11 protein-coding genes, 1 other RNA gene and 1 pseudogene are annotated in these 19,587 nt (G+C 59.7%); 5 read left to right on the plus strand and 8 right to left on the minus strand.

What is annotated here, in order from left to right:
• Positions 1-122: 122 nt before the first annotated feature.
• Positions 123-317, plus strand: a pseudogene (locus IMW75_RS27020) (hypothetical protein); the annotation flags it as partial.
• A gap of 164 nt (positions 318-481) precedes the next feature.
• On the opposite strand, the gene IMW75_RS21685 reads toward IMW75_RS27020, so the two are convergent.
• From IMW75_RS21685 to IMW75_RS21720, 8 genes are all read right to left on the minus strand, one after another.
• Positions 482-1,684 (minus strand): cytochrome P450 family protein, encoded by a 1,203-nt coding sequence (locus IMW75_RS21685; RefSeq protein WP_205893723.1) that lies wholly within the window; start codon positions 1,682-1,684, stop codon positions 482-484.
• Between the two features lie 571 nt (positions 1,685-2,255).
• Complete coding sequence (locus IMW75_RS21690) at positions 2,256-3,059, minus strand: HEPN domain-containing protein (RefSeq protein WP_205893724.1); 804 nt, start codon at positions 3,057-3,059, stop codon at positions 2,256-2,258.
• Positions 3,060-3,289: 230 nt separating this feature from the next.
• Positions 3,290-3,386, minus strand: an RNA gene (gene ffs / locus IMW75_RS21695) — signal recognition particle sRNA small type.
• 170 nt (positions 3,387-3,556) lie between these two features.
• On the minus strand, positions 3,557-4,723 hold the full coding sequence (locus IMW75_RS21700) for a zinc-binding metallopeptidase family protein (protein ID WP_205893725.1): 1,167 nt from the start codon (positions 4,721-4,723) through the stop codon (positions 3,557-3,559).
• A 196-nt stretch (positions 4,724-4,919) separates the two neighbouring features.
• Positions 4,920-7,277, minus strand: a complete 2,358-nt coding sequence (gene ligA, locus IMW75_RS21705) for an NAD-dependent DNA ligase LigA (protein WP_045060288.1) — start codon at positions 7,275-7,277, stop codon at positions 4,920-4,922.
• 153 nt (positions 7,278-7,430) lie between these two features.
• Positions 7,431-8,285: a cell division protein ZipA gene (gene zipA, locus IMW75_RS21710; protein ID WP_045060289.1), complete on the minus strand. Its 855-nt coding sequence runs from the start codon at positions 8,283-8,285 to the stop codon at positions 7,431-7,433.
• A 257-nt stretch (positions 8,286-8,542) separates the two neighbouring features.
• The gene (gene smc / locus IMW75_RS21715; RefSeq protein WP_205893726.1) at positions 8,543-12,031 is read right to left on the minus strand and encodes a chromosome segregation protein SMC; all 3,489 of its coding nucleotides are present in this window, start codon (positions 12,029-12,031) and stop codon (positions 8,543-8,545) included.
• A gap of 2 nt (positions 12,032-12,033) precedes the next feature.
• Positions 12,034-12,693: a GntR family transcriptional regulator gene (locus IMW75_RS21720; RefSeq protein WP_045060291.1), complete on the minus strand. Its 660-nt coding sequence runs from the start codon at positions 12,691-12,693 to the stop codon at positions 12,034-12,036.
• A gap of 302 nt (positions 12,694-12,995) precedes the next feature.
• Between IMW75_RS21720 and xdhA the strand changes: the two genes are divergently transcribed.
• The 4 genes from xdhA (at position 12,996) to guaD (ending at position 19,417) form a co-directional block, all read left to right on the plus strand.
• Positions 12,996-14,450: a xanthine dehydrogenase small subunit gene (gene xdhA, locus IMW75_RS21725; protein ID WP_205893727.1), complete on the plus strand. Its 1,455-nt coding sequence runs from the start codon at positions 12,996-12,998 to the stop codon at positions 14,448-14,450.
• The gene (gene xdhB, locus IMW75_RS21730; protein WP_205893728.1) at positions 14,443-16,842 is read left to right on the plus strand and encodes a xanthine dehydrogenase molybdopterin binding subunit; all 2,400 of its coding nucleotides are present in this window, start codon (positions 14,443-14,445) and stop codon (positions 16,840-16,842) included. The genes xdhA and xdhB overlap by 8 nt, the downstream gene beginning before the upstream one ends.
• Before the next feature lie 415 nt (positions 16,843-17,257).
• Entirely contained in the window at positions 17,258-18,103 is an 846-nt protein-coding gene (xdhC, locus tag IMW75_RS21735; protein WP_045060294.1) for a xanthine dehydrogenase accessory protein XdhC, read from the plus strand.
• 9 nt (positions 18,104-18,112) lie between these two features.
• Positions 18,113-19,417 (plus strand): guanine deaminase, encoded by a 1,305-nt coding sequence (gene guaD, locus IMW75_RS21740; RefSeq protein ID WP_205893729.1) that lies wholly within the window; start codon positions 18,113-18,115, stop codon positions 19,415-19,417.
• Positions 19,418-19,587 lie beyond the last annotated feature (170 nt).

Genomic DNA, 19,587 nt, shown 5'->3' on the forward strand with positions numbered 1-19,587 from the left:
AAATGCGCAGCCGACTCGCTACGTCTGGAACGCCAAGGGGGAAGATATTTTGAACAAGATACAGCGAGCCCGTGAGGCAATGGCCTCACAGGCATGAGGAGTGTTATTTGTGAGACAGCACACTAGGTGCCGCTATAGAAGAGGTCACCAAGTGGCTCTCAGAGAACGGAGTGAGAGGTGTCGCCGCTAACGCAATAGCGGCCATGGAAACGCTGGACACGAATGCTCAAGGCATCACGGACACCATTATGCGGCCAAGGCAATCACGAGTTCAGCGCGGGGGTTCAGCAATTCTCCCGATGCCGTGCCTGATATAGCATCAAAGATTCACAGGCCGCTATTCGACGGGGCCAACGGTAGATATTGAAAATTCCCTGGCCTCGGCGAGCTTGTAAAATGCCTTTCCGCCGAGAATGAAGAGATAGAGGCAGGGCAAACCTTAGTACCTCCCCATTACTTAGACTGCAATTACTTATTCCCCTCAAGCATCTCTACTATCTTGCCATAGGGATAGACGCCTTTTTCGAAGATTCTCTCTGACACTCTCGAGCATTTTACTGCGGATGCTGGAGAAAAAGCTTTTCTTCGGCGGATCAAATATCTGAAAATACTCCGTAAGACCAAAATTAAAAATACAAACTCTGTCCGCTACATCGTCTAGAAATGTAGGGATTGATTTACGATAAGGGTCATAGATATTTAATGATACGTTGCTCGCCTCTGCCCACTGGCGAAGCACCTCGTTGACATGATGATCACCAAAGCCATAACCGATTACATCGAGGTCAGTTATTGCTGCAATCCTTTTCTTAAACTCTTCGAAGAAAGCGATCGGCGCAATCTGGTCAAAAGTACCTTTGAACTTATGCGCCCCGGATAACAGTGAACGCCTTAGAAATTGAATTTCACCATCCTTATCCGTGACATCCAGCTCTCCAACAGTCCTTAAGTTAACTCGCTGACTCAACTCAACGCTATGATTCTCTATCCGGCGAATTTCTTGTACATGGCCACCAATAGGCGCCTCTGCTGTTGGCGTACATTTGAGATAGAGGTTCTTATCCTCGACCGCAAACATATCTAGGGACCCGTGAAGCTTTATGAGGTTTACCCCCAAACCTTCTGGGCCGAATAAGTTCAGGTTGCCATTATCAAGCTGTTGCTTCGTTAATGACTTGAAGTTGGCAATATTAGTGTAACGATCAACGCCCTGATCAAAGAAGCCATCCCTGCATTGAACGCCGTGAAACTTACAAATCTCTTCAAAGTTAATATCGTGATTCAATGAGAAGACATGAAGGCAGCGATGCTTGGCTAGCATTGCCTTTATGCCCGAATAGTCTTTTGCCTTCTCCGCAAAAAACTTTGTGGTGAGCTCCTGATCTTCAAGTAAGAGAATTTGCACGCAATCAACAAGCTGGAGAGCCGTTAAGCGTGCAATTTCAGAACTAGGGTCTCGCCTAAGCTGGAGAGCTTCTAGCTCTCCTATCATTTGCTCGTAATGAAGATCCGGATCGGAAAGAATGGCCTCGAAACGAGTTCGAAAACTCGGATCTTTGCGGAAGTCGAAGAGCTTTGTATCGAGTCTTTTTAAGACGTTCGCTCTGAGCCCATTTGTAAACTCAAATACAAGCGGCATCCCGCATTCGTAGGAGGCGCCAGCGCCTAAGAAAAGAGCCTTCATGAAATCCTCTAACGGTATTTTCGATTCGGCTCATTGTAGGTGTTAAACGGTTAACGACCCACTAATCTGCTTCCTCTTTTGAAAAGCCTGTTGCTGGGTGGTTTGCCGAACATCCAGATAGCCACACACATCAATGCGACTATTGCTGCTGCCTGTTGGAATGGTCGCCATACGCGTAGACCATCTTCGCCGCCTCTTGCTCCGTTTCCCTGCGGCATAAGTCACTGAGCGCCCATTGCAGACGCTCATGTTCGAGCTTCAAGACGGCCAACTTTGTGGAACAGTCGCGCCACATGACGATTAGTCCGGCAAGGTTAATGTGGGCTTGTCGGAGGTCACGTCGCGTAACATCCAATTCAGAACACAGCAGATCGCACTGATGCTTGAGCATTTCCTCGCGAGAGGGGAGGCCCAGTTCAAGCCCGCCGTCATCGATCTAATCGTCTTTCATCGCACCGCACACCAGATACTGTATATACAAACAGTATCTCGGCAGACGGATCAGTTCAATCCGTGACTGATGGATGGCAAGACCACAGGGGCGTCATGGCGGCGAATAGCCCCGGAGCTGTTAGACTTTTCCTTGCTGCATCGCGAGCTCTTCGAACGCTTCCAGGGCCCCGTAAGGCAGCTGCACCAACTTGCTTACCGCTCTTACGATTTGAGGATTCAAGTACAAAGGGGAGTTGGTCGCTACGAAGTTGAAATTCTCAGATACGGTGACCGGCTGCCCCCCACCGAACATTGCGTTACGCCAGACAAGACCTTCATGGGCACAGTGATGCTGGTCAGCCAGAATCTTCTCAAGAGCGCCGCGCTCCAGGTGTCCACCGACAGGCTCTCCGTCCAGTCTCGACTTGATCTTATCCAGGCCCCTAGACAAAACCTCTTCGGACGGGTTGTCGTTATAGTGTTCGACATCAAGCACAACGCAGTACTGGCGGAGGCGCCACACCAGTGCGTCTAACCCTGATAGCTCGTGATCGAATAGGTGGAGTGATGCGACTAGATATCGATCACCACAAGACTCTGCGAGGTGATTGAAGACTGCCTTCTCATGGTCGGGCAAAACGATGTCGTAGGCCAAGCGATCATTCACCAGCTTAAGGCCCTCAGCGATTTTGTGCCCGACCCCCTTTGAGCTGACCCTGCGAAGAAGCAGCATGCACTTCAGGTACTTTTCTACCGCCTGTAACCCAGACCATATCGCCTGTGTAGCCAAACCGGCCTTCAGAGCCAACCTAGCAGCAATGTAATCGCCGTCTCCCGTATCCCTGAAGCACCTGATTGCGAAGTCATTGATCCAGGCAGATTCTGAGGGCGGCTGGTACTCGGAGACGAACTGCTCTAGGGTCTTTTTCACATCTGTAGCCATGTCTACATCTCGCCGAAAAGGTTCAGAGATAGTAGTGACCACCGTGGCTAGCTGCCAGCAGCACGTTGCCGCTGCGAATGATTAACGAGAGGGAGGGTTGGAGAAACAACAGGCAGCCGATAACATGCCGCTTACGGTGCACCACTTAGGTGTACCTAAACGCTGTCACACTTCGAGATTTTCTTACTGATAACTCGTTGATTTCCAACGGTTTTTTAGATAGGTGGTAACCCCATCAGCCACACCCCGGCACACAATGTTCCCGCTGTGGCTGCTTCCTTCCGGATCTGACCAGGTTCACGGGTAATCGTTGCGGGGGGACCGATGGGGTCACCATAACGACACTCACCTGTCGGCAAGCCGCGCCATTGTACCTATCTGAGACGAAGTTACAACCGTTAGACAGGATAAAAAAATATGAGGCCGGTCAATGACATGCGTTGGCCCCTTAAAGATCGTCCGAACGCGGCCCGAGCCTTCGGCAGCACCTGCGGGAATTATGCTTGAGCCAATACCTCATCCGCCCTGCCACCCTCCTCCTGGATCACCAGGTGGATGAAGTGCAGCTTGGCGATCACCGCTGGTGGCAGGACGAAGGGGTAGAAATCCGGCTGGCCCATGCTGCGTGACAGTTCGTTGAGCATGCCGGCGAGTTCGATCCAGGCGTTGACGAAGGATAGGAACGCCGGGCCACCGGGATGCTGGGGGTCGTAGAGGGTTTCGAGCGGGAATGGCTGGTAGTCGAAATCCATCTCCCGGGCGCTCATGCCAAACCCCAATGCGGTGTCCACGGCGTCCATCATGTGCAGGTAGTGCGCCCAGGTTTCGGCCCAGTCTTCCCAGGGGTGCATGGTGGCGTAGGCGCTGACGCAGTGTTGCTGCCAGTCCAGGGGGGCGCCCTGCTGGTAATGACGATCGAGCGCCTCGGCGTAGCTGGCGCGATCGTCGCCGAACAGATTGCGAAACGGCTCCAGCCAGTGGCTGTTGGCGATCAGGCGGTCCCAGTAGTAATGACCGACCTCGTGGCGGAAGTGGCCGAGCAGCGTGCGATAAGGTTCGTGCATCTGCACCCGGATTTTTTCCCGATGGGCGTCGTCGGCTTCCTTGATGTCCAGGGTGATCAGGCCGTTGGCGTGCCCGGTGGTGGGCGCCTGCCCTTCGAGATCGACGCCGATGAAATCGAATGCCAGACCGGTTTCTTCGTCGACTGTCTTGGGAATCACCTGCAACCCCAGGCTGACCAGTTGCGCCACCAGGCGGCGCTTGGCCGTCTCGACCTTGCGCCAGCGTTCGTGGTTCTCGGTGATGGCCAGGTCCGGGATGGTGTGGTTGAGGCTGCAGGCGATGCACAGCGCGTTGTGGTCATCGGCCGGCAGCAGCCAGTTGCAGGCGGCTGGGGAGTCGAGGTTGGCGCAACGACGGAACAGCCCTGCCTCGGGCTCGGCGTCGAGCAGCCAGGTGTCGGGCTGCGGGCCGGGTTGCAGGGAGGACAGGCGGCTTTTTTCCGGCTGATAGCCCAGCATTGCGGAGCAGGCCAGGCACTGGCTGTTGCTGAAGAACAGCGACTGCCCGCAGCGGCACTGCCAGACCTTGCTGTTGCGGGACGTCTCGTTGATAAAAGGTGCGGCGATGCGGGAACTGAGCTGTTCGAAGAAGCGGTACATGGCGATCTCTCCCTGGGGCTGGCCAAGACTAGATCATTGGGGCTGGGATATCGTTCCCGGAGTTTGTTGGGTGGATCAAAAGATCGTCCGATCGCGGCCCGAGCCTTCCGGCAGCTCCTACGGGGGTGGTGTGAGCGCCCTGTAGGAGCTGCCGGAAGGCTCGGGCCGCGATCGGACGATCTTTTGATCCTGTTTGTCAGGTCGGGACGCCGTGGTCTTTCAGGAACCCGACAAACGCCTCTTCGTCCAGCACCTTGAGCCCCAGCTCGTTGGCCTTGGCCAGTTTCGAACCGGCACCCGGTCCTGCCACCACGCAATGGGTCTTGGCCGATACCGAGCCTGCGACCTTGGCGCCCAGGCTTTCCAGCTTGTCCTTGGCCACGTCGCGGCTCATCAGTTCCAGCGAACCGGTCAGGACCCAGGTTTGCCCGGCCAGCGGCAAGCCTTCAACGACTTTTTTCTCGCTCAGCCAGTGCATGCCGAACTCGGTCAACTGCGCCTCGGCCTTCAACGCGCGCTGGCGATTGTCTTCAATGGCAAAAAACTCCCGCACCGCGTTCGCCTGCTTCTCCGGCAAGGCCTGGCGCATGTCCAGCCAGTCGGCATTCATCACCGCTTCCAGAGAGCCGAACTTGTCTGCCAGCTTCTGTGCGCCGCCCGGGCCGACCGAGGGGATGTGCAGCTTGTCGAGGAACCCGCCCAGGGTGGTGCTGGCGGAGAATTCGGCGCCCAGTTCGCCCTGGTCCTGAATCTCCAGGCCGTGCTTGAGCAATTCGGCGATGACCTGGCGGTTGTGCGCGTCCTCGAAGAAGCTGTGGATCTCGTGTGCCACTTCCAGGCCGACGTCCGGCAAGTACGTGAGCACTTGCGGCAAGGCTTGCTGCACGCGCTCCAGCGAACCCAGGGAGCGCGCCAGGACCTTGGCCGTCTCTTCGCCGACATCGGGAATCCCGAGGGCGTAGATGAAGCGCGCCAGGCTCGGTTTCTTGCTGTCTTCTATGGCGCTGAGGAGTTTTTTGCTCGACAGCTCGGCAAAGCCTTCGAGGTCGACGATGTCCTCGAACTTGAGGGCATACAGATCCGCTGGCGAGCTCACCAGCCCTTCGTCGACCAACTGCTCGACGCTCTTGTCGCCCAGGCCTTCGATGTCCATGGCACGGCGCGAGACGAAGTGGATGATCGCCTGCTTGAGTTGTGCGCCACAGGCCAGGCGACCGACGCAGCGATACACCGCGCCCTCGCTGACCGTTTCGCGGCCCTTGCTGCGCTTGACCAGTTGGGTGCGCTCGACGTGCGAGCCACACACCGGGCACTGCTCGGGAATCTGCACCGCCCGGGCATTTTCGGGGCGGCGCTCGGTGACGACTTGCACCACTTGCGGGATCACATCGCCCGCGCGGCGGATGATCACGGTATCGCCGATCATCAGCCCCAGTCGCGCGACTTCGTCCATGTTGTGCAAGGTCGCATTGGCCACGGTGACACCCGCGACCTTGACCGGTTTCAAGCGCGCCACCGGGGTGACCGCGCCGGTGCGTCCGACCTGGAACTCGACGTCGAGCAATTCGGTGAGTTCTTCCATCGCCGGGAATTTGTGCGCGATGGCCCAGCGCGGCTCGCGCGCACGGAAGCCCAGCTCGCGCTGGGAGGCGATGCTGTTGACCTTGAACACCACGCCGTCGATTTCGTAAGCCAGGCTGTTGCGACGTTCGCCGATGTCGCGGTAGTAATCCAGGCATTCGTCGATACCGTGGGCCAGCTTCAGCTCGCGGCTGATTGGCATGCCCCATTGTTGCAGCTGCTTGAGGTTGCCGATGTGGGTGTCGGCGATGTCGGCCGAGACCTGGCCGATGCCATAACAGCAGAATTCCAGCGGACGGTTGGCGGTGATCTTCGAATCCAGCTGACGCAAGCTGCCGGCGGCGGCATTGCGCGGGTTGGCGAAGGTCTTGCCGCCGACTTCCAGCTGCGTGGCGTTGAGCCGCTCGAAGCCGGCTTTGGACATGAACACTTCGCCGCGCACTTCCAGGGTCGCCGGCCAGCCGCTGCCTTGCAGCTTGAGCGGGATGTTGCGCACGGTGCGCACGTTGACGCTGATGTCTTCACCGGTCGTACCGTCGCCACGCGTCGCGCCGCGCACCAGTACGCCATCCTGATACAACAGGCTGACCGCCAGGCCATCGAGCTTCGGCTCACAGCTATATTCGACCGCCGCACCGCCGCCCAGCAGGTCACCGACCGGCAGGTCCAGACCTTCGGTGACCCGACGATCAAACTCGCGCATGTCGGTTTCTTCGAAGGCGTTACCGAGGCTGAGCATCGGCACTTCATGACGCACCTGGGTAAACGCCGACAATGCCGCGCTGCCAACGCGCTGGGTGGGCGAGTCGCTGGTGACCAGTTCCGGATGCGCGGCTTCGAGGGCCTTGAGCTCGTGGAACAGGCGATCGTACTCCGCGTCCGGAATGCTCGGCTCATCCATCACGTGATAGCGATAGTTGTGCTGATCGAGCTCGGTGCGCAGCTCTAGAATGCGGGTTTTGGCGGCGGTCATGGGTGTTCTCTCATAAAGCAAAAGAGCAGCCTAGGCTGCTCAATCTTATCTGGATCAAAGGATCGCAGCCTCGTTTTACTCGACAGCTCCTACGGGAAACATGCGATCTGCGTAGGAGCTGTCGAGTAAAACGAGGCTGCGATCTTTTTGCCTCTATCGTTTCTGAGTCAGCGCACGACGTTCGAATTCCACGATGCGCTGACGGTAATGCTCGATCGTCTGGGCGGTCAGCACACTGCGCTGGTCGTCTTTCAATTCGCCGTTCAATTCCTGGGACAGCTTGCGCGCCGCCGCCACCATCACTTCGAAGGCCTGCTTCGGATGACGCGGGCCTGGCAGGCCGAGGAAGAAGCTGACCGCCGGAGTGCTGAAGTGATCGATATCGTCCAGGTCAAACACCCCCGGCTTCACGGCGTTGGCCATGGAGAACAGCACTTCACCGTTGCCAGCCATGCTTTCGTGGCGGTGGAAGATATCCATTTCGCCGAAGCGCAGACCGCTTTCAAGAATGTTCTGCAGCAGCGCCGGGCCTTTGAAACCGGCCGCGTCACGGCAGATCACGCTGATCACCAGCACTTCCTCGGCTTGCGGCTGATCCCGCTCGCTGCTGGAGTGCGCAGGCTTGGTGTCGTCCGGGAAATCGTCGTCACGGCTGCTGAAGCTCGGGCCGCCGTCCAGGTCGAGGTTGAGGTTCAGGTCGCCCTGGGACGGCTCGCCGTGGCCACGCTTGCCACGCTTGGCACCCGATTCACGGGCGTCACGGGCCGGCATGCTCACCGACGGCAGATCATGCTCGTCCAGCTGCGGCTCCTTATGGGTGTCCAGGACGCGGGGCGGGCCCAACAGCTCGGCGCTGGTGTCCTCGTCCGGCAGATTGGATAAATTTCGGTCAAGACGGAATTTCAGTTTTCCCTTGCCGCCGCGCATACGGCGCCAGCCATCAAAAAGAATACCGGCAATGACAATGATGCCGATGACGATCAGCCACTCGCGCAGACCGATTTCCATGTAATCCCGTGCCTCTATAAAAAATGCTGAAAAATAAGGGGTTTACAACTCGCAAACCGCTTTAAAACGTGGCGCCAACTCTATGTTCTGACAGGCGTTTTGCCCACGTATACGAAAAATTGATATTAAACTAGCACGACCAAAGGCAACTTTACACCGTCTGTCTTCCCGCCCAGTGCGAATATGTCGAATTAGCTGTAACTCAAGGCCCTCGAACACGTCATTCGCACCTGCAATCCCCTTTCTGCAAGTTCGCCTCAGGCATCCACGATCGCCATCGCTTCCTCGACATCCACTGCCACCAGCCTGGAGCAGCCCGGCTCGTGCATCGTCACCCCCATCAGTTGATCGGCCATTTCCATGGCGATCTTGTTGTGGGTGATGTAGATGAACTGCACCGTCTGCGACATTTCCTTGACCAGTCGGGCGTAGCGTCCAACGTTAGCGTCATCCAGTGGAGCGTCGACCTCATCAAGCATGCAGAACGGCGCCGGATTCAACTTGAAGATCGCAAAAACCAGGGCCAGTGCAGTCAGGGCTTTTTCACCGCCGGAGAGCAAATGGATGGTGCTGTTCTTCTTTCCGGGCGGCTGCGCCATGATCGTCACCCCTGTATCGAGTAGATCTTCGCCCGTCAGTTCCAAATAGGCGCGCCCTCCACCGAAAACTTTTGGGAAAAGTGCCTGTAATCCGCCATTGATCTGATCAAAGGTATCTTTGAAGCGGTTACGGGTTTCCTTGTCGATCTTGCGAATGACGTTTTCGAGGGTGTCCAGCGCTTCCACCAGATCGTCGTTCTGCGCATCCAGATAACGTTTGCGCTCGGACTGTTGGGTGTACTCGTCGATGGCTGCGAGGTTGATCGCGCCCAGGCGTTGAATGCGCGCGGCAATGCGCTCGAGTTCTTCCTCGGCGTCCTTCTCGCTGGCCTCGGCCGTGAGGGTGGCGAGCACGCCGTGCAGGTCGTAGCCGTCCTCCAGCAGTTGGTCCTGCAAGGAGGTGCGGCGCACGGTCAGGGCCTGCCATTCCATGCGCTGGGTTTCCAGCTGGCTGCGAATCAGCTGCGACTGCTGCTCGGCCTGGCTGCGGCGTTTTTCCGCGTCGCGCAATTCGCGGTCGGCATCTTCCAGGGCGATCTGCGCGGTCTTGAGTTCTTCGTCGACGGTCATGCGTTTGTCGAGCAGTTCTTCGAGCTTGAGGCGCAGCTCTTCCAGCGGTGCCTCGCCCTCCTCCAGATTGAGGCTCAGTTGCTCGCGCTTCTCGGTCAGGCGCTCGGACTGCATCTCCAGGCGCTCCAGAGCCTGGCGCGTGGAGTCGTGCTGCGCCTTGAGCGAGCCGAGGCGCACGGCCAGCTGGTGCGCGTGGTCCTTGTGCTGGCGGGCTTCCTGGCGCACTCGATCGAGGCGCTCGCGCAGGCTGTCCCGTTGCGCCAGCAGCAACTCGCGCTGCTCGGTATCGAGCGCCATGCTGTCGAGGGCTTCCTGCAACTGCAGGCGCGCCTCGCCGATGTTTTCGTGTTCCAGGGCGCGCTGTTCGGCCAGCTCGGTGAGTTCTTCGTCGAGCCGGGTGCGACGCAATGACAGCTGCTCGGCCTTGGCTTTGCCGGCGGACAACTGGGCTTTTAATTCGCCTTGCTGGCGCGCTTCGTCCTGCAACAGGCGACGCAAATGTTCGCGGCCGTTTTCCTGCTGCCGCTGTTGCGCCCGCAGATTCTGCAGCTGGGTTTCCAGGGTCTCGACCGTGGCTTCGCGCTCTTCGCGCTCAAGGCCAAGGTTCTGGATTTCCTGGCCCCGCGCCAGCACACCGCTTTCGGCTTCGCTGGCCCGGCGCACACGCAGGAAATGCCGGCCGACCCAATAACCATCGCGACTGATCAGGCTTTCGCCGGCGCTCAACTGACCGCGCAGTGCCAGGGCCTGTTCGAGGCTGTCGACCGGCTTGACCTGCCCCAGCCAGGGTGCCAGGTCTATTTGCGCCTCGACCTTGTCCAGCAGGCTGCCGGGTACGCGCAGGCCATCGCTGGCCGGGCTCAGCAGGCGCAGGTCGCCCTGGGCGAAACCGGCCAGGTCGTAGTCGCTGAAATCATCCACCAGCACGGCTTGCAGGTCGGCACCCAGTACGGTCTCTACCGCCAGCTCCCAGCCTGCTTCAACCTTGAGGCCTTCGGCCAGGCGCGGGCGGTCGGCCAGGTGCTGTTCACGTAACCATTCGGCGGTGCCGGTACCCGGATCGAGCGCGGCCTGCTGCAGGGCTTCCAGGGACGCCAGGCGACCGTTGAGCCGCTGCAGATCACCCTGGGCCTGCTGCTGCGCCGACAGCGCCTGCTGCAGCTCCTGGCGCAACTGCTCCAGGCGTTCGACCTGGGCTTCTTCGCTGGCCTGCAAGTCTTCCTGGGTCGCCTCGCTGGCCGCCAGCTGTTCGCTGAGCTCCATGATCGCGGCGTCTTCCGGGTCGGCTGAAAGCAACGCGCGCTCTTCACCCAGGCGCTTCTGCCGGTCGGCCAGGCGCTCCATGCTGGTTTCCAGCTGCTGGATGCGCGACTGCTGCACTTCGGCCTGGCGCCGCGGCTCGGCAGCGGTCAGGTTGAACGTGTCCCACTGCTCCTGCCAGCCATGCATGGTGGTTTCGGATTCTTCCAGGGCTGCGGCGGCCTCTTCGGCGGCCGCGCTGGTGACTTCCTGTTCCGGGGTAAGCATGTCCAGCTCTTCGCCGAGGGTCAGCAGCAGCGTGCGGTCGTGCCCCAGGTGCGATTCAGTCTCCAGGCGTGCGCGTTCGGCTTCTTTGAGATCGTCCTGCAACTGGCGCAGTCGCTGCTGGCCGTGCTGGATGCTCTGCTCGACGCGGGCGATGTCGCCGCCGACGGAATAGAAGCGTCCCTGCACCAGGTTGAAGCGTTCGGACAGGTCGTGGTGCCCGTCACGCAAGCGCTCGATGCTCGCATCGGCATTGCGCTGCTCGGCGACCAGCGCCTCGAAGGTGATTTCCTGGGTGCCGATAATGGCTTCGCGCTGCCCCACCTGGTCATTTAACGCCTGCCAGCGCAGGGCCGACAATTGCGCCTTGAGCTGACGCTCCTCGCCCTTGAGTTCCTGGTACTTCTCGGCCGACTCGGCCTGGCGGTGCAAGCGTTCGAGTTGACGGGTGAGCTCTTCGCGCAGGTCGGTCAGGCGCTCGAGGTTTTCGTGGGTGCGACGGATGCGGTTTTCGGTCTCGCGCCGGCGCTCCTTGTACTTGGAGATGCCCGCGGCTTCTTCAATAAAGTTGCGCAGGTCCTCGGGCTTGGACTCGATCAGCTTGGAGATCATCCCCTGCTCGATGATCGAGTAGCTGCGCGGCCCCAGGCCGGTACCGAGGAAGATGTCGGTGATGTCGCGACGCCGGCACTTGGTGCCGTTGAGGTAGTAGGTGGTCTGGCTGTCGCGGGTGACTTTGCGGCGAATGGATATTTCCGCATAGGCGGCGTACTCGCCCAGCAAGGTGCCATCGGAGTTGTCGAATACCAGTTCGATGCTGGCCTGGCTGACCGGTTTGCGGCTGGTGGAGCCATTGAAGATGACGTCGGTCATCGACTCGCCGCGCAAATTCTTGGCCGAGCTCTCGCCCATCACCCAGCGTACGGCGTCGATGATGTTCGACTTGCCGCAACCGTTGGGCCCGACCACGGCCGCCATGTTGCTCGGGAAGTTGACGGTGGTCGGGTCGACGAAGGATTTGAACCCCGCCAGCTTGATGCACTTGAGCCGCACGCTTAAGCGTCCGTCAGGGCGGAAACCACCAGATCGCTGCTGCGCTGGGCATAGGCCGTCAGCACCGTGCGGATCAGCGGGAAGTCCCGGGCCAGTACCGCAGCGAGCAGGCGTTCGAACAGTTCCAGGAACTCGCTCATCGACGCTTTGCGTTGGTCCAGGGCAAGGAAATAGGCGCGGCTCATGGCCGGTTGCAGGTTCTCGACGGTTTCCTGCAGGTACGGGTTGTTGGCGAAGGGATACGCCGCGCGCATGACGTTAAAACTGTCATCGACGAAGGTGCGGATGTCCTGGCGCTCGTAACTGTCGGCCAGGCGCTGCTGGATCTGCACGAACGGCGCCATGTCCGCCTGGACCTGCCAGCCGGTTGCCACGGCATTGCCGAGCAGGATGTACAGCTCGCACATCAGCGTGCACAGGCTCTGCACCTTGTGCGCGGTCAATTCGGTGACGTGCGCGCCCCGCCGCGGCAGGATCGCGATCAGGTGGCGGCGCTCGAGGATCAGCAGCGCCTCGCGGACTGACCCGCGACTGACATTGAGGGCCAGGGTGACCTTCTGTTCCTGGATCCGCTCCCCGGGCTTCATTTCACCGCGAATGATGCGTTCGGCGAGGTGGTGAGCAATTTGCTCGGCGAGGCTGTCCGGCGCCTTGAACGTCATGATTGTCCTTCAAACTCTTTCGATCTGCACAGGCGGCGCAGTGTAGCGCACATGAGGGGTCATGGCGGAGTGCCCACCCGGCGGTTTTTGGCACGATTCACGCAGGATTGTTAAAAAAAAACCAAACAAAAATCCCGAAACAAACCAGGCGCCCCGCAAGGGTCAATACTGATGGAACGCGTTGTTGATCGCCAAATTGCTATTTCCTGACCTTTAGGTCAGAAAATCATTGACCGAAAAGTCAGACCTGATAAATTCGGTGCAAAGCGGTTAACAACAATAATGAGTCTGCGAGGCCTTCCGTGATCCAGTTTTTACTAAACCAGGAACTCCGTAGTGAGCACGCCCTGGACCCGAACCTGACCGTGCTCAATTATCTGCGCGACCATGTGGGCAAACCCGGCACCAAAGAAGGCTGCGCCAGCGGTGACTGCGGCGCCTGCACCGTGGTGGTCGGCGAACTGAAGACGGACGACGCTGGCCGCGAGCACATTCGTTACCGCAGCCTCAACTCGTGCCTGACGTTCGTCTCGTCCCTGCACGGCAAGCAGTTGATCAGCGTCGAAGACCTCAAGCATCAGGGCGAGCTGCACAGCGTGCAGAAGGCCATGGTCGAATGCCATGGTTCGCAGTGCGGCTTCTGTACCCCGGGCTTCGTGATGTCGTTGTTTGCCCTGCAGAAGAACAGCGATCAACCCGACTCGCACAAGGCCCACGAAGCGCTGGCCGGCAACCTCTGCCGCTGCACCGGCTATCGGCCGATCCTGGAGGCCGCCGAGCAGTCCTGCTGCGGCAAGCCCGCGGACCAGTTCGATGCCCGCGAAGCCGAGACCATTACCCGCCTGAAAGCCATCGCGCCGACCGATATCGGCGAACTCAACAGCGGCGACAAACGCTGCCTGGTACCGCTGACCGTGGCCGACCTGGCCGACCTCTATGATGCTTATCCACAGGCCCGACTGCTGGCTGGCGGCACTGACCTGGCGCTGGAAGTGACACAATTCCACCGCACCCTGCCGGTGATGATCTACGTCGGCAACGTCGCGGAGATGAAGCGCATCGAACGCTTCGACGATCGCCTGGAAATCGGCGCCGCCACCGCCCTGTCGGACTGCTACGAAGCCTTGAAGGCCGAGTACCCGGACTTCGGTGAATTGCTGCAACGCTTCGCTTCATTGCAGATCCGCAACCAGGGCACGCTGGGCGGCAACATTGGTAATGCTTCGCCGATTGGCGACTCGCCGCCGCTGCTGATCGCTTTGGGCGCGCAGATCGTCCTGTGCAAGGGCGAAACCCGCCGCACCCTGGCCCTGGAAGATTATTTCATCGACTACCGCGTGACTGCGCGGCAGGAAAGCGAGTTCATCGAGAAGATCATCATCCCGCGTGCCAGCGCTGAACAGCTGTTCCGCGCCTACAAGGTTTCCAAGCGCCTGGACGATGATATTTCCGCAGTCTGCGCCGCGTTCAACCTGCGCATTGAAAACGGTGTGATCGCCGACGCCCGCGTGGCATTCGGTGGCATGGCGGCGATTACGAAACGGGCCAGTCACTGCGAAACCGTGTTGCTCGGCGCGCCGTTCAACCACGCCACGGTGGAACGCGCCTGCGCGGCCCTGGCACAGGATTTCACCCCGCTCTCGGACTTCCGCGCCAGCAAGGAATACCGCCTGCTCAGCGCGCAAAACCTGCTGCGCAAATACTTTATCGAACTGCAAACACCGCACATCGAGACTCGGGTGACCGCTTATGTCTAATCATCACGCTGTAGAGAAGACCCAAGCCGAACTGGCTGAACTGTTCGCCAAGGACCTGACCACCGGCGTCGGCCGCAGCGTCAAGCACGACAGCGCCGCCAAGCATGTGTCCGGTGAAGCGCAGTACATCGACGACCGCCTGGAGTTTCCCAACCAGCTGCACCTCTATGCGCGGCTGTCGGACCGTGCCCACGCGAAAATCATCAGCATTGATACCCGCCCCTGCTATGCCTTCGAAGGCGTGCGCATCGCCATCACCCACGAAGACGTGCCGGGGCTCAAAGACATCGGCCCGTTGCTGCCGGGTGATCCCTTGCTGGCCATCGATGACGTGCAGTTCGTCGGCCAACCGGTGCTCGCCGTGGCGGCCCGGGACCTGGAAACCGCGCGCAAGGCGGCCATGGCGGCGATCATCGAATACGAAGACCTCGAGCCGGTGCTGGACGTGGTCGAGGCCCTGCGCAAGCGCCACTTTGTACTCGACAGTCACACCCATCAACGCGGCGATTCAACCACTGCGCTGGCCAGCGCCGAACATCGCATCCAGGGCACGCTGCACATCGGCGGCCAGGAGCACTTTTACCTCGAAACCCAGATCTCCTCGGTGATGCCGACCGAAGACGGCGGGATGATCGTCTACTGCTCGACCCAGAACCCCACCGAAGTGCAGAAACTGGTGGCTGAGGTGCTGGACGTGTCGATGAACAAGATCGTGGTCGACATGCGCCGGATGGGCGGCGGCTTTGGTGGCAAGGAAACCCAGGCGGCGAGCCCTGCGTGCCTGTGCGCGGTGGTCGCCCACCTGACCGGCCAGCCGACCAAGATGCGCCTGCCGCGGGTCGAAGACATGCTGATGACCGGCAAGCGTCACCCGTTTTATGTCGAATACGACGTGGGCTTCGATAGCACCGGGCGCCTGCATGGCATCGCCCTGGAACTGGCCGGCAACTGCGGCTGCTCGCCGGACCTTTCGGCCTCGATTGTCGACCGGGCGATGTTCCATGCCGACAACTCGTATTACCTGGGCGATGCGACCATCAACGGTCATCGCTGCAAGACCAACACCGCCTCCAACACCGCTTACCGTGGTTTCGGCGGCCCGCAAGGGATGGTCGCGATCGAAGAAGTCATGGACGCGATTGCCCGGCACCTGGGCCTCGACCCGCTGGCGGTGCGCAAGGCCAACTACTACGGCAAGACCGAGCGTAACGTCACTCATTACTACCAGACCGTCGAGCACAACATGCTCGAGGAAATGACCGCTGAACTGGAAGAAAGCAGTCAGTACGCCGAACGCCGTGAAGCGATCCGGCGCTACAACGCCAACAGCCCGATCCTGAAAAAAGGCCTGGCGCTGACCCCGGTGAAATTCGGCATTTCCTTCACCGCCAGCTTCCTCAACCAGGCCGGTGCGCTGATCCACATCTACACCGATGGCAGCATTCACCTGAACCATGGCGGTACTGAAATGGGCCAGGGTTTGAACACCAAGGTTGCGCAGGTGGTGGCCGAAGTGTTCCAAGTGGAAATGGACCGGGTGCAGATCACCGCAACCAATACCGACAAGGTGCCGAACACCTCGCCGACCGCTGCTTCCAGTGGTGCCGACCTGAACGGCAAGGCCGCGCAGAACGCTGCCGAAATCATCAAGAAACGCCTGGTGGAATTCGCCGCGCGCCAGTACAAGGTCAGCGAAGAGGACGTGGAATTCCACAACGGCCACGTGCGGGTACGCGACCATATCCTGACGTTCGAAGCCTTGATCCAGCAGGCGTACTTCGCCCAGGTATCGCTGTCGAGTACCGGGTTCTACAAGACCCCGAAAATCTTCTACGACCGCAGTCAGGCCCGGGGTCGGCCGTTCTACTACTTCGCCTTCGGCGCTGCCTGCTGCGAAGTGATCATCGACACCCTGACCGGCGAGTACAAGATGCTGCGCACCGACATCCTTCACGACGTCGGCGCCTCGCTGAACCCGGCCATCGACATCGGCCAGGTCGAGGGTGGTTTCATCCAGGGCATGGGGTGGCTGACCATGGAGGAGCTGGTGTGGAACAACAAGGGCAAGCTGATGACCAACGGCCCGGCCAGCTACAAGATCCCGGCGGTGGCGGACATGCCGCTGGACCTGCGGGTGAAGCTGGTGGAAAACCGCAAGAACCCGGAAGACACGGTGTTCCATTCCAAGGCAGTCGGTGAGCCGCCGTTCATGCTCGGCATTGCGGCCTGGTGCGCGATCAAGGATGCCGTAGCGAGCTTGGGTGACTACAGGCATCAACCGCAAATCGACGCACCGGCGACCCCGGAGCGGGTGTTGTGGGGCTGTGAGCAGATGCGGCAGTTGAAGGCGGCGAAAGCGGTTGAAGCAGAGGCCGAGCTGGCTTCGCTTTAAACCGAGGCGCGGCTAATCGCCAGCAGGCTGGCTCCCACAGGATTTTGTACTGAATCCAGATTTTGTGAACATCAGAAAAACTTGTGGGAGCTAGCTTGCTAGCGATTTAGCCAGCAGGCTGGCTCACACAGGATTCTGTACTGAATCCAGATTTTGTGAACACCAGAAAACCTGTGGGAGCTAGCTTGCTAGCGATTTAGCCAGCAGGCTGGCTCAGACAGGATTTTGTACTGGATCCAGATTCTGTGAACACCAGAAAAACCTGTGGGAGCTAGCCTGCTAGCGATTTAGCCAGCAGGCTGGCTCACACAGGATTCTGTACTGAATCCAGATTTTGTGAACAACAGAAAAACCTGTGGGAGCTAGCCTGCTAGCGATGACGGTCGAACAGACACCAAAGAGCTTGAGGTGAAACATGTACAACTGGATCGACGCCCTCGCCGACCTGCAACACCAGGGTGAGCCCTGCGTGCTGGTCACCATCATCGAAGAACTCGGCTCGACTCCGCGTAACGCCGGCTCGAAAATGGTCATCAGCGCCAACCAGTCTTTCGACACCATCGGTGGCGGGCACCTGGAATACAAGGCCATGCAGATCGCACGCGAGATGCTCGCCAGCGGCCGGCAGGACACCCATCTGGAGCGCTTCAGCCTGGGCGCCAGCCTGGGCCAATGCTGCGGCGGCGTCACCGTGTTGCTGTTCGAGCCGATGGGCCAGGTGCAGGCCCAGATCGCCGTGTTCGGTGCCGGCCACGTCGGCCGTGCGCTGGTACCGCTGCTTGCCAGCCTGCCCTGCCGGGTGCGCTGGATCGACTCGCGGGAATCGGAATTCCCCGAGCAGATCCCCCACGGCGTGCGCAAGATCGTCAGCGAAGAGCCTGTGGATGAAATCGATAACCTGCCCGCTGGCAGTTATTGCATCGTCATGACCCACAACCACCAGCTCGACCTCGAACTCACCGCCGCCTTACTCAAGCGCAACGATTTCACCTACTTCGGCCTGATCGGTTCGAAGACCAAACGGGTGAAATTCGAACACCGCCTGCGCGACCGCGGCTTCGACAGCGCCGTGCTGCAACGCATGCGCTGCCCGATGGGCATTGGTGAAGTCAAAGGCAAACTGCCTGTTGAAATCGCCATCTCCATCGCCGGCGAAATCATCGCCACGTACAACGCCAGTTTCGGCCAGCAGACTGCCAGCGCCGGATCATCGATTGCCAAACTGCTGCCCGCTTCACGTCGCAGCCAAGCCTCCAGCTGAGAAATACACATGCCTTTGACTCGCAAAGCCTACCGCGCCGCCATTTTGCACAGCATCGCCGACCCCGCCGAAGTTGGCATCGAAGCCTCTTATGAGTATTTCGAAGACGGCCTGCTGGTGGTGGACAACGGCCAGATCAGCGCCCTTGGCCACGCCAGCGACCTGCTGCCGACCCTGCCGGCGGACATCGAGATCAACCATTATCAGGACGCCCTGATCACCCCAGGTTTCATCGACACCCACATCCACTTCCCGCAAACCGGCATGGTCGGTGCCTACGGCGAGCAGTTGCTGGACTGGCTTAACACCTACACCTTCCCCTGCGAAAGCCAGTTCGCCGACAAGGCCCACGCCGACGAAGTCGCGGACATTTTCATCAAGGAACTGCTGCGCAACGGCACCACCACCGCCCTGGTATTTGGCAGCGTGCATCCGCAATCGGTGAACTCGTTCTTCGAAGCCGCCGAGCAGCTGGACCTGCGCATGATCGCCGGCAAAGTGATGATGGACCGCAATGCCCCGGACTATCTGACCGACACCGCCGAATCCAGCTACGTCGAGAACAAGGCGCTGATCGAGCGCTGGCACGGCAAGGGTCGCCTGCACTACGCGGTGACGCCACGCTTTGCACCGACCAGCACCCCGGAGCAACTGACCCTCGCTGGCCAGTTGCTCGGCGAATACCCTGACCTGTACATGCAGACCCACATCAGCGAAAACCTCAAGGAAGTCGAGTGGGTCAAGGAGCTGTTCCCGGAGCGCAAGGGCTACCTCGACGTCTACGACCATTACCAACTGCTGGGCGAGCGTTCGGTGTTCGCTCATGGCGTGCACCTGTGCGACGACGAGTGCGCACGGCTGGCTGAGACCGGCTCGGCCATCGCCTTCTGCCCGACGTCGAACTTCTTCCTGGGCAGCGGCCTGTTCAACCTGCCGATGGCTGAAAAGCACAAGTTGAACGTGGGCCTGGGCACGGACGTCGGCGGCGGCACCAGCTTCTCGCTGTTGCAGACGCTGAATGAGGCTTACAAGGTGATGCAGCTGCAAGGCGCGCGACTGAGCCCGTTCAAATCGCTGTACCTGGCCACCCTGGGCGGCGCTCGTGCGCTGCGCCTGGAAGACAAGATCGGCACGCTCAAGCCCGGCACCGACGCCGACTTCCTGGTGCTGGATTACAACGCCACGCCGCTGCTGAGCTATCGCTTGAAACAGGCCAACAACATTGCCGAGACGTTGTTTGTGCTGATGACCCTGGGGGATGACCGCACGGTGCTGCAGACTTATGCGGCGGGAACTCAGGTGCATCAGCGGTAAAAAATTGCATGCATAAAAAATCCCCCGGCGCTTTTCAGCCCGGGGGATTTTTATTGCCTGTCCTGCCGCTATCGCCAGCAGGCTGGCTCCCACAGGTATTTGTGGAGTTCACAAGTTTTTGCGTGCGACCTCAAACCCTCTAGGAGCCAGCCTGCTGGCTCCCACAGGTA

Origin of the sequence: Pseudomonas gregormendelii, assembly GCF_017114825.1 — a bacterium.
GTDB lineage: Bacteria > Pseudomonadota > Gammaproteobacteria > Pseudomonadales > Pseudomonadaceae > Aquipseudomonas > Aquipseudomonas gregormendelii.

What these genes read in the sequence shown, in the direction of transcription:
- IMW75_RS21690 (WP_205893724.1), bottom strand. Translation starts at nt 3,059, where the DNA reads ATGGCTACAGATGTGAAAAAGACCCTAGAGCAGTTCGTCTCCGAGTAC.
- ligA (WP_045060288.1), bottom strand. Translation starts at nt 7,277, where the DNA reads ATGACCGCCGCCAAAACCCGCATTCTAGAGCTGCGCACCGAGCTCGAT.
- xdhB (WP_205893728.1), top strand. Translation starts at nt 14,443, where the DNA reads ATGTCTAATCATCACGCTGTAGAGAAGACCCAAGCCGAACTGGCTGAA.
- zipA (WP_045060289.1), bottom strand. Translation starts at nt 8,285, where the DNA reads ATGGAAATCGGTCTGCGCGAGTGGCTGATCGTCATCGGCATCATTGTC.
- IMW75_RS21700 (WP_205893725.1), bottom strand. Translation starts at nt 4,723, where the DNA reads ATGTACCGCTTCTTCGAACAGCTCAGTTCCCGCATCGCCGCACCTTTT.
- IMW75_RS21685 (WP_205893723.1), bottom strand. Translation starts at nt 1,684, where the DNA reads ATGAAGGCTCTTTTCTTAGGCGCTGGCGCCTCCTACGAATGCGGGATG.
- guaD (WP_205893729.1), top strand. Translation starts at nt 18,113, where the DNA reads ATGCCTTTGACTCGCAAAGCCTACCGCGCCGCCATTTTGCACAGCATC.
- IMW75_RS21720 (WP_045060291.1), bottom strand. Translation starts at nt 12,693, where the DNA reads ATGACGTTCAAGGCGCCGGACAGCCTCGCCGAGCAAATTGCTCACCAC.
- xdhC (WP_045060294.1), top strand. Translation starts at nt 17,258, where the DNA reads ATGTACAACTGGATCGACGCCCTCGCCGACCTGCAACACCAGGGTGAG.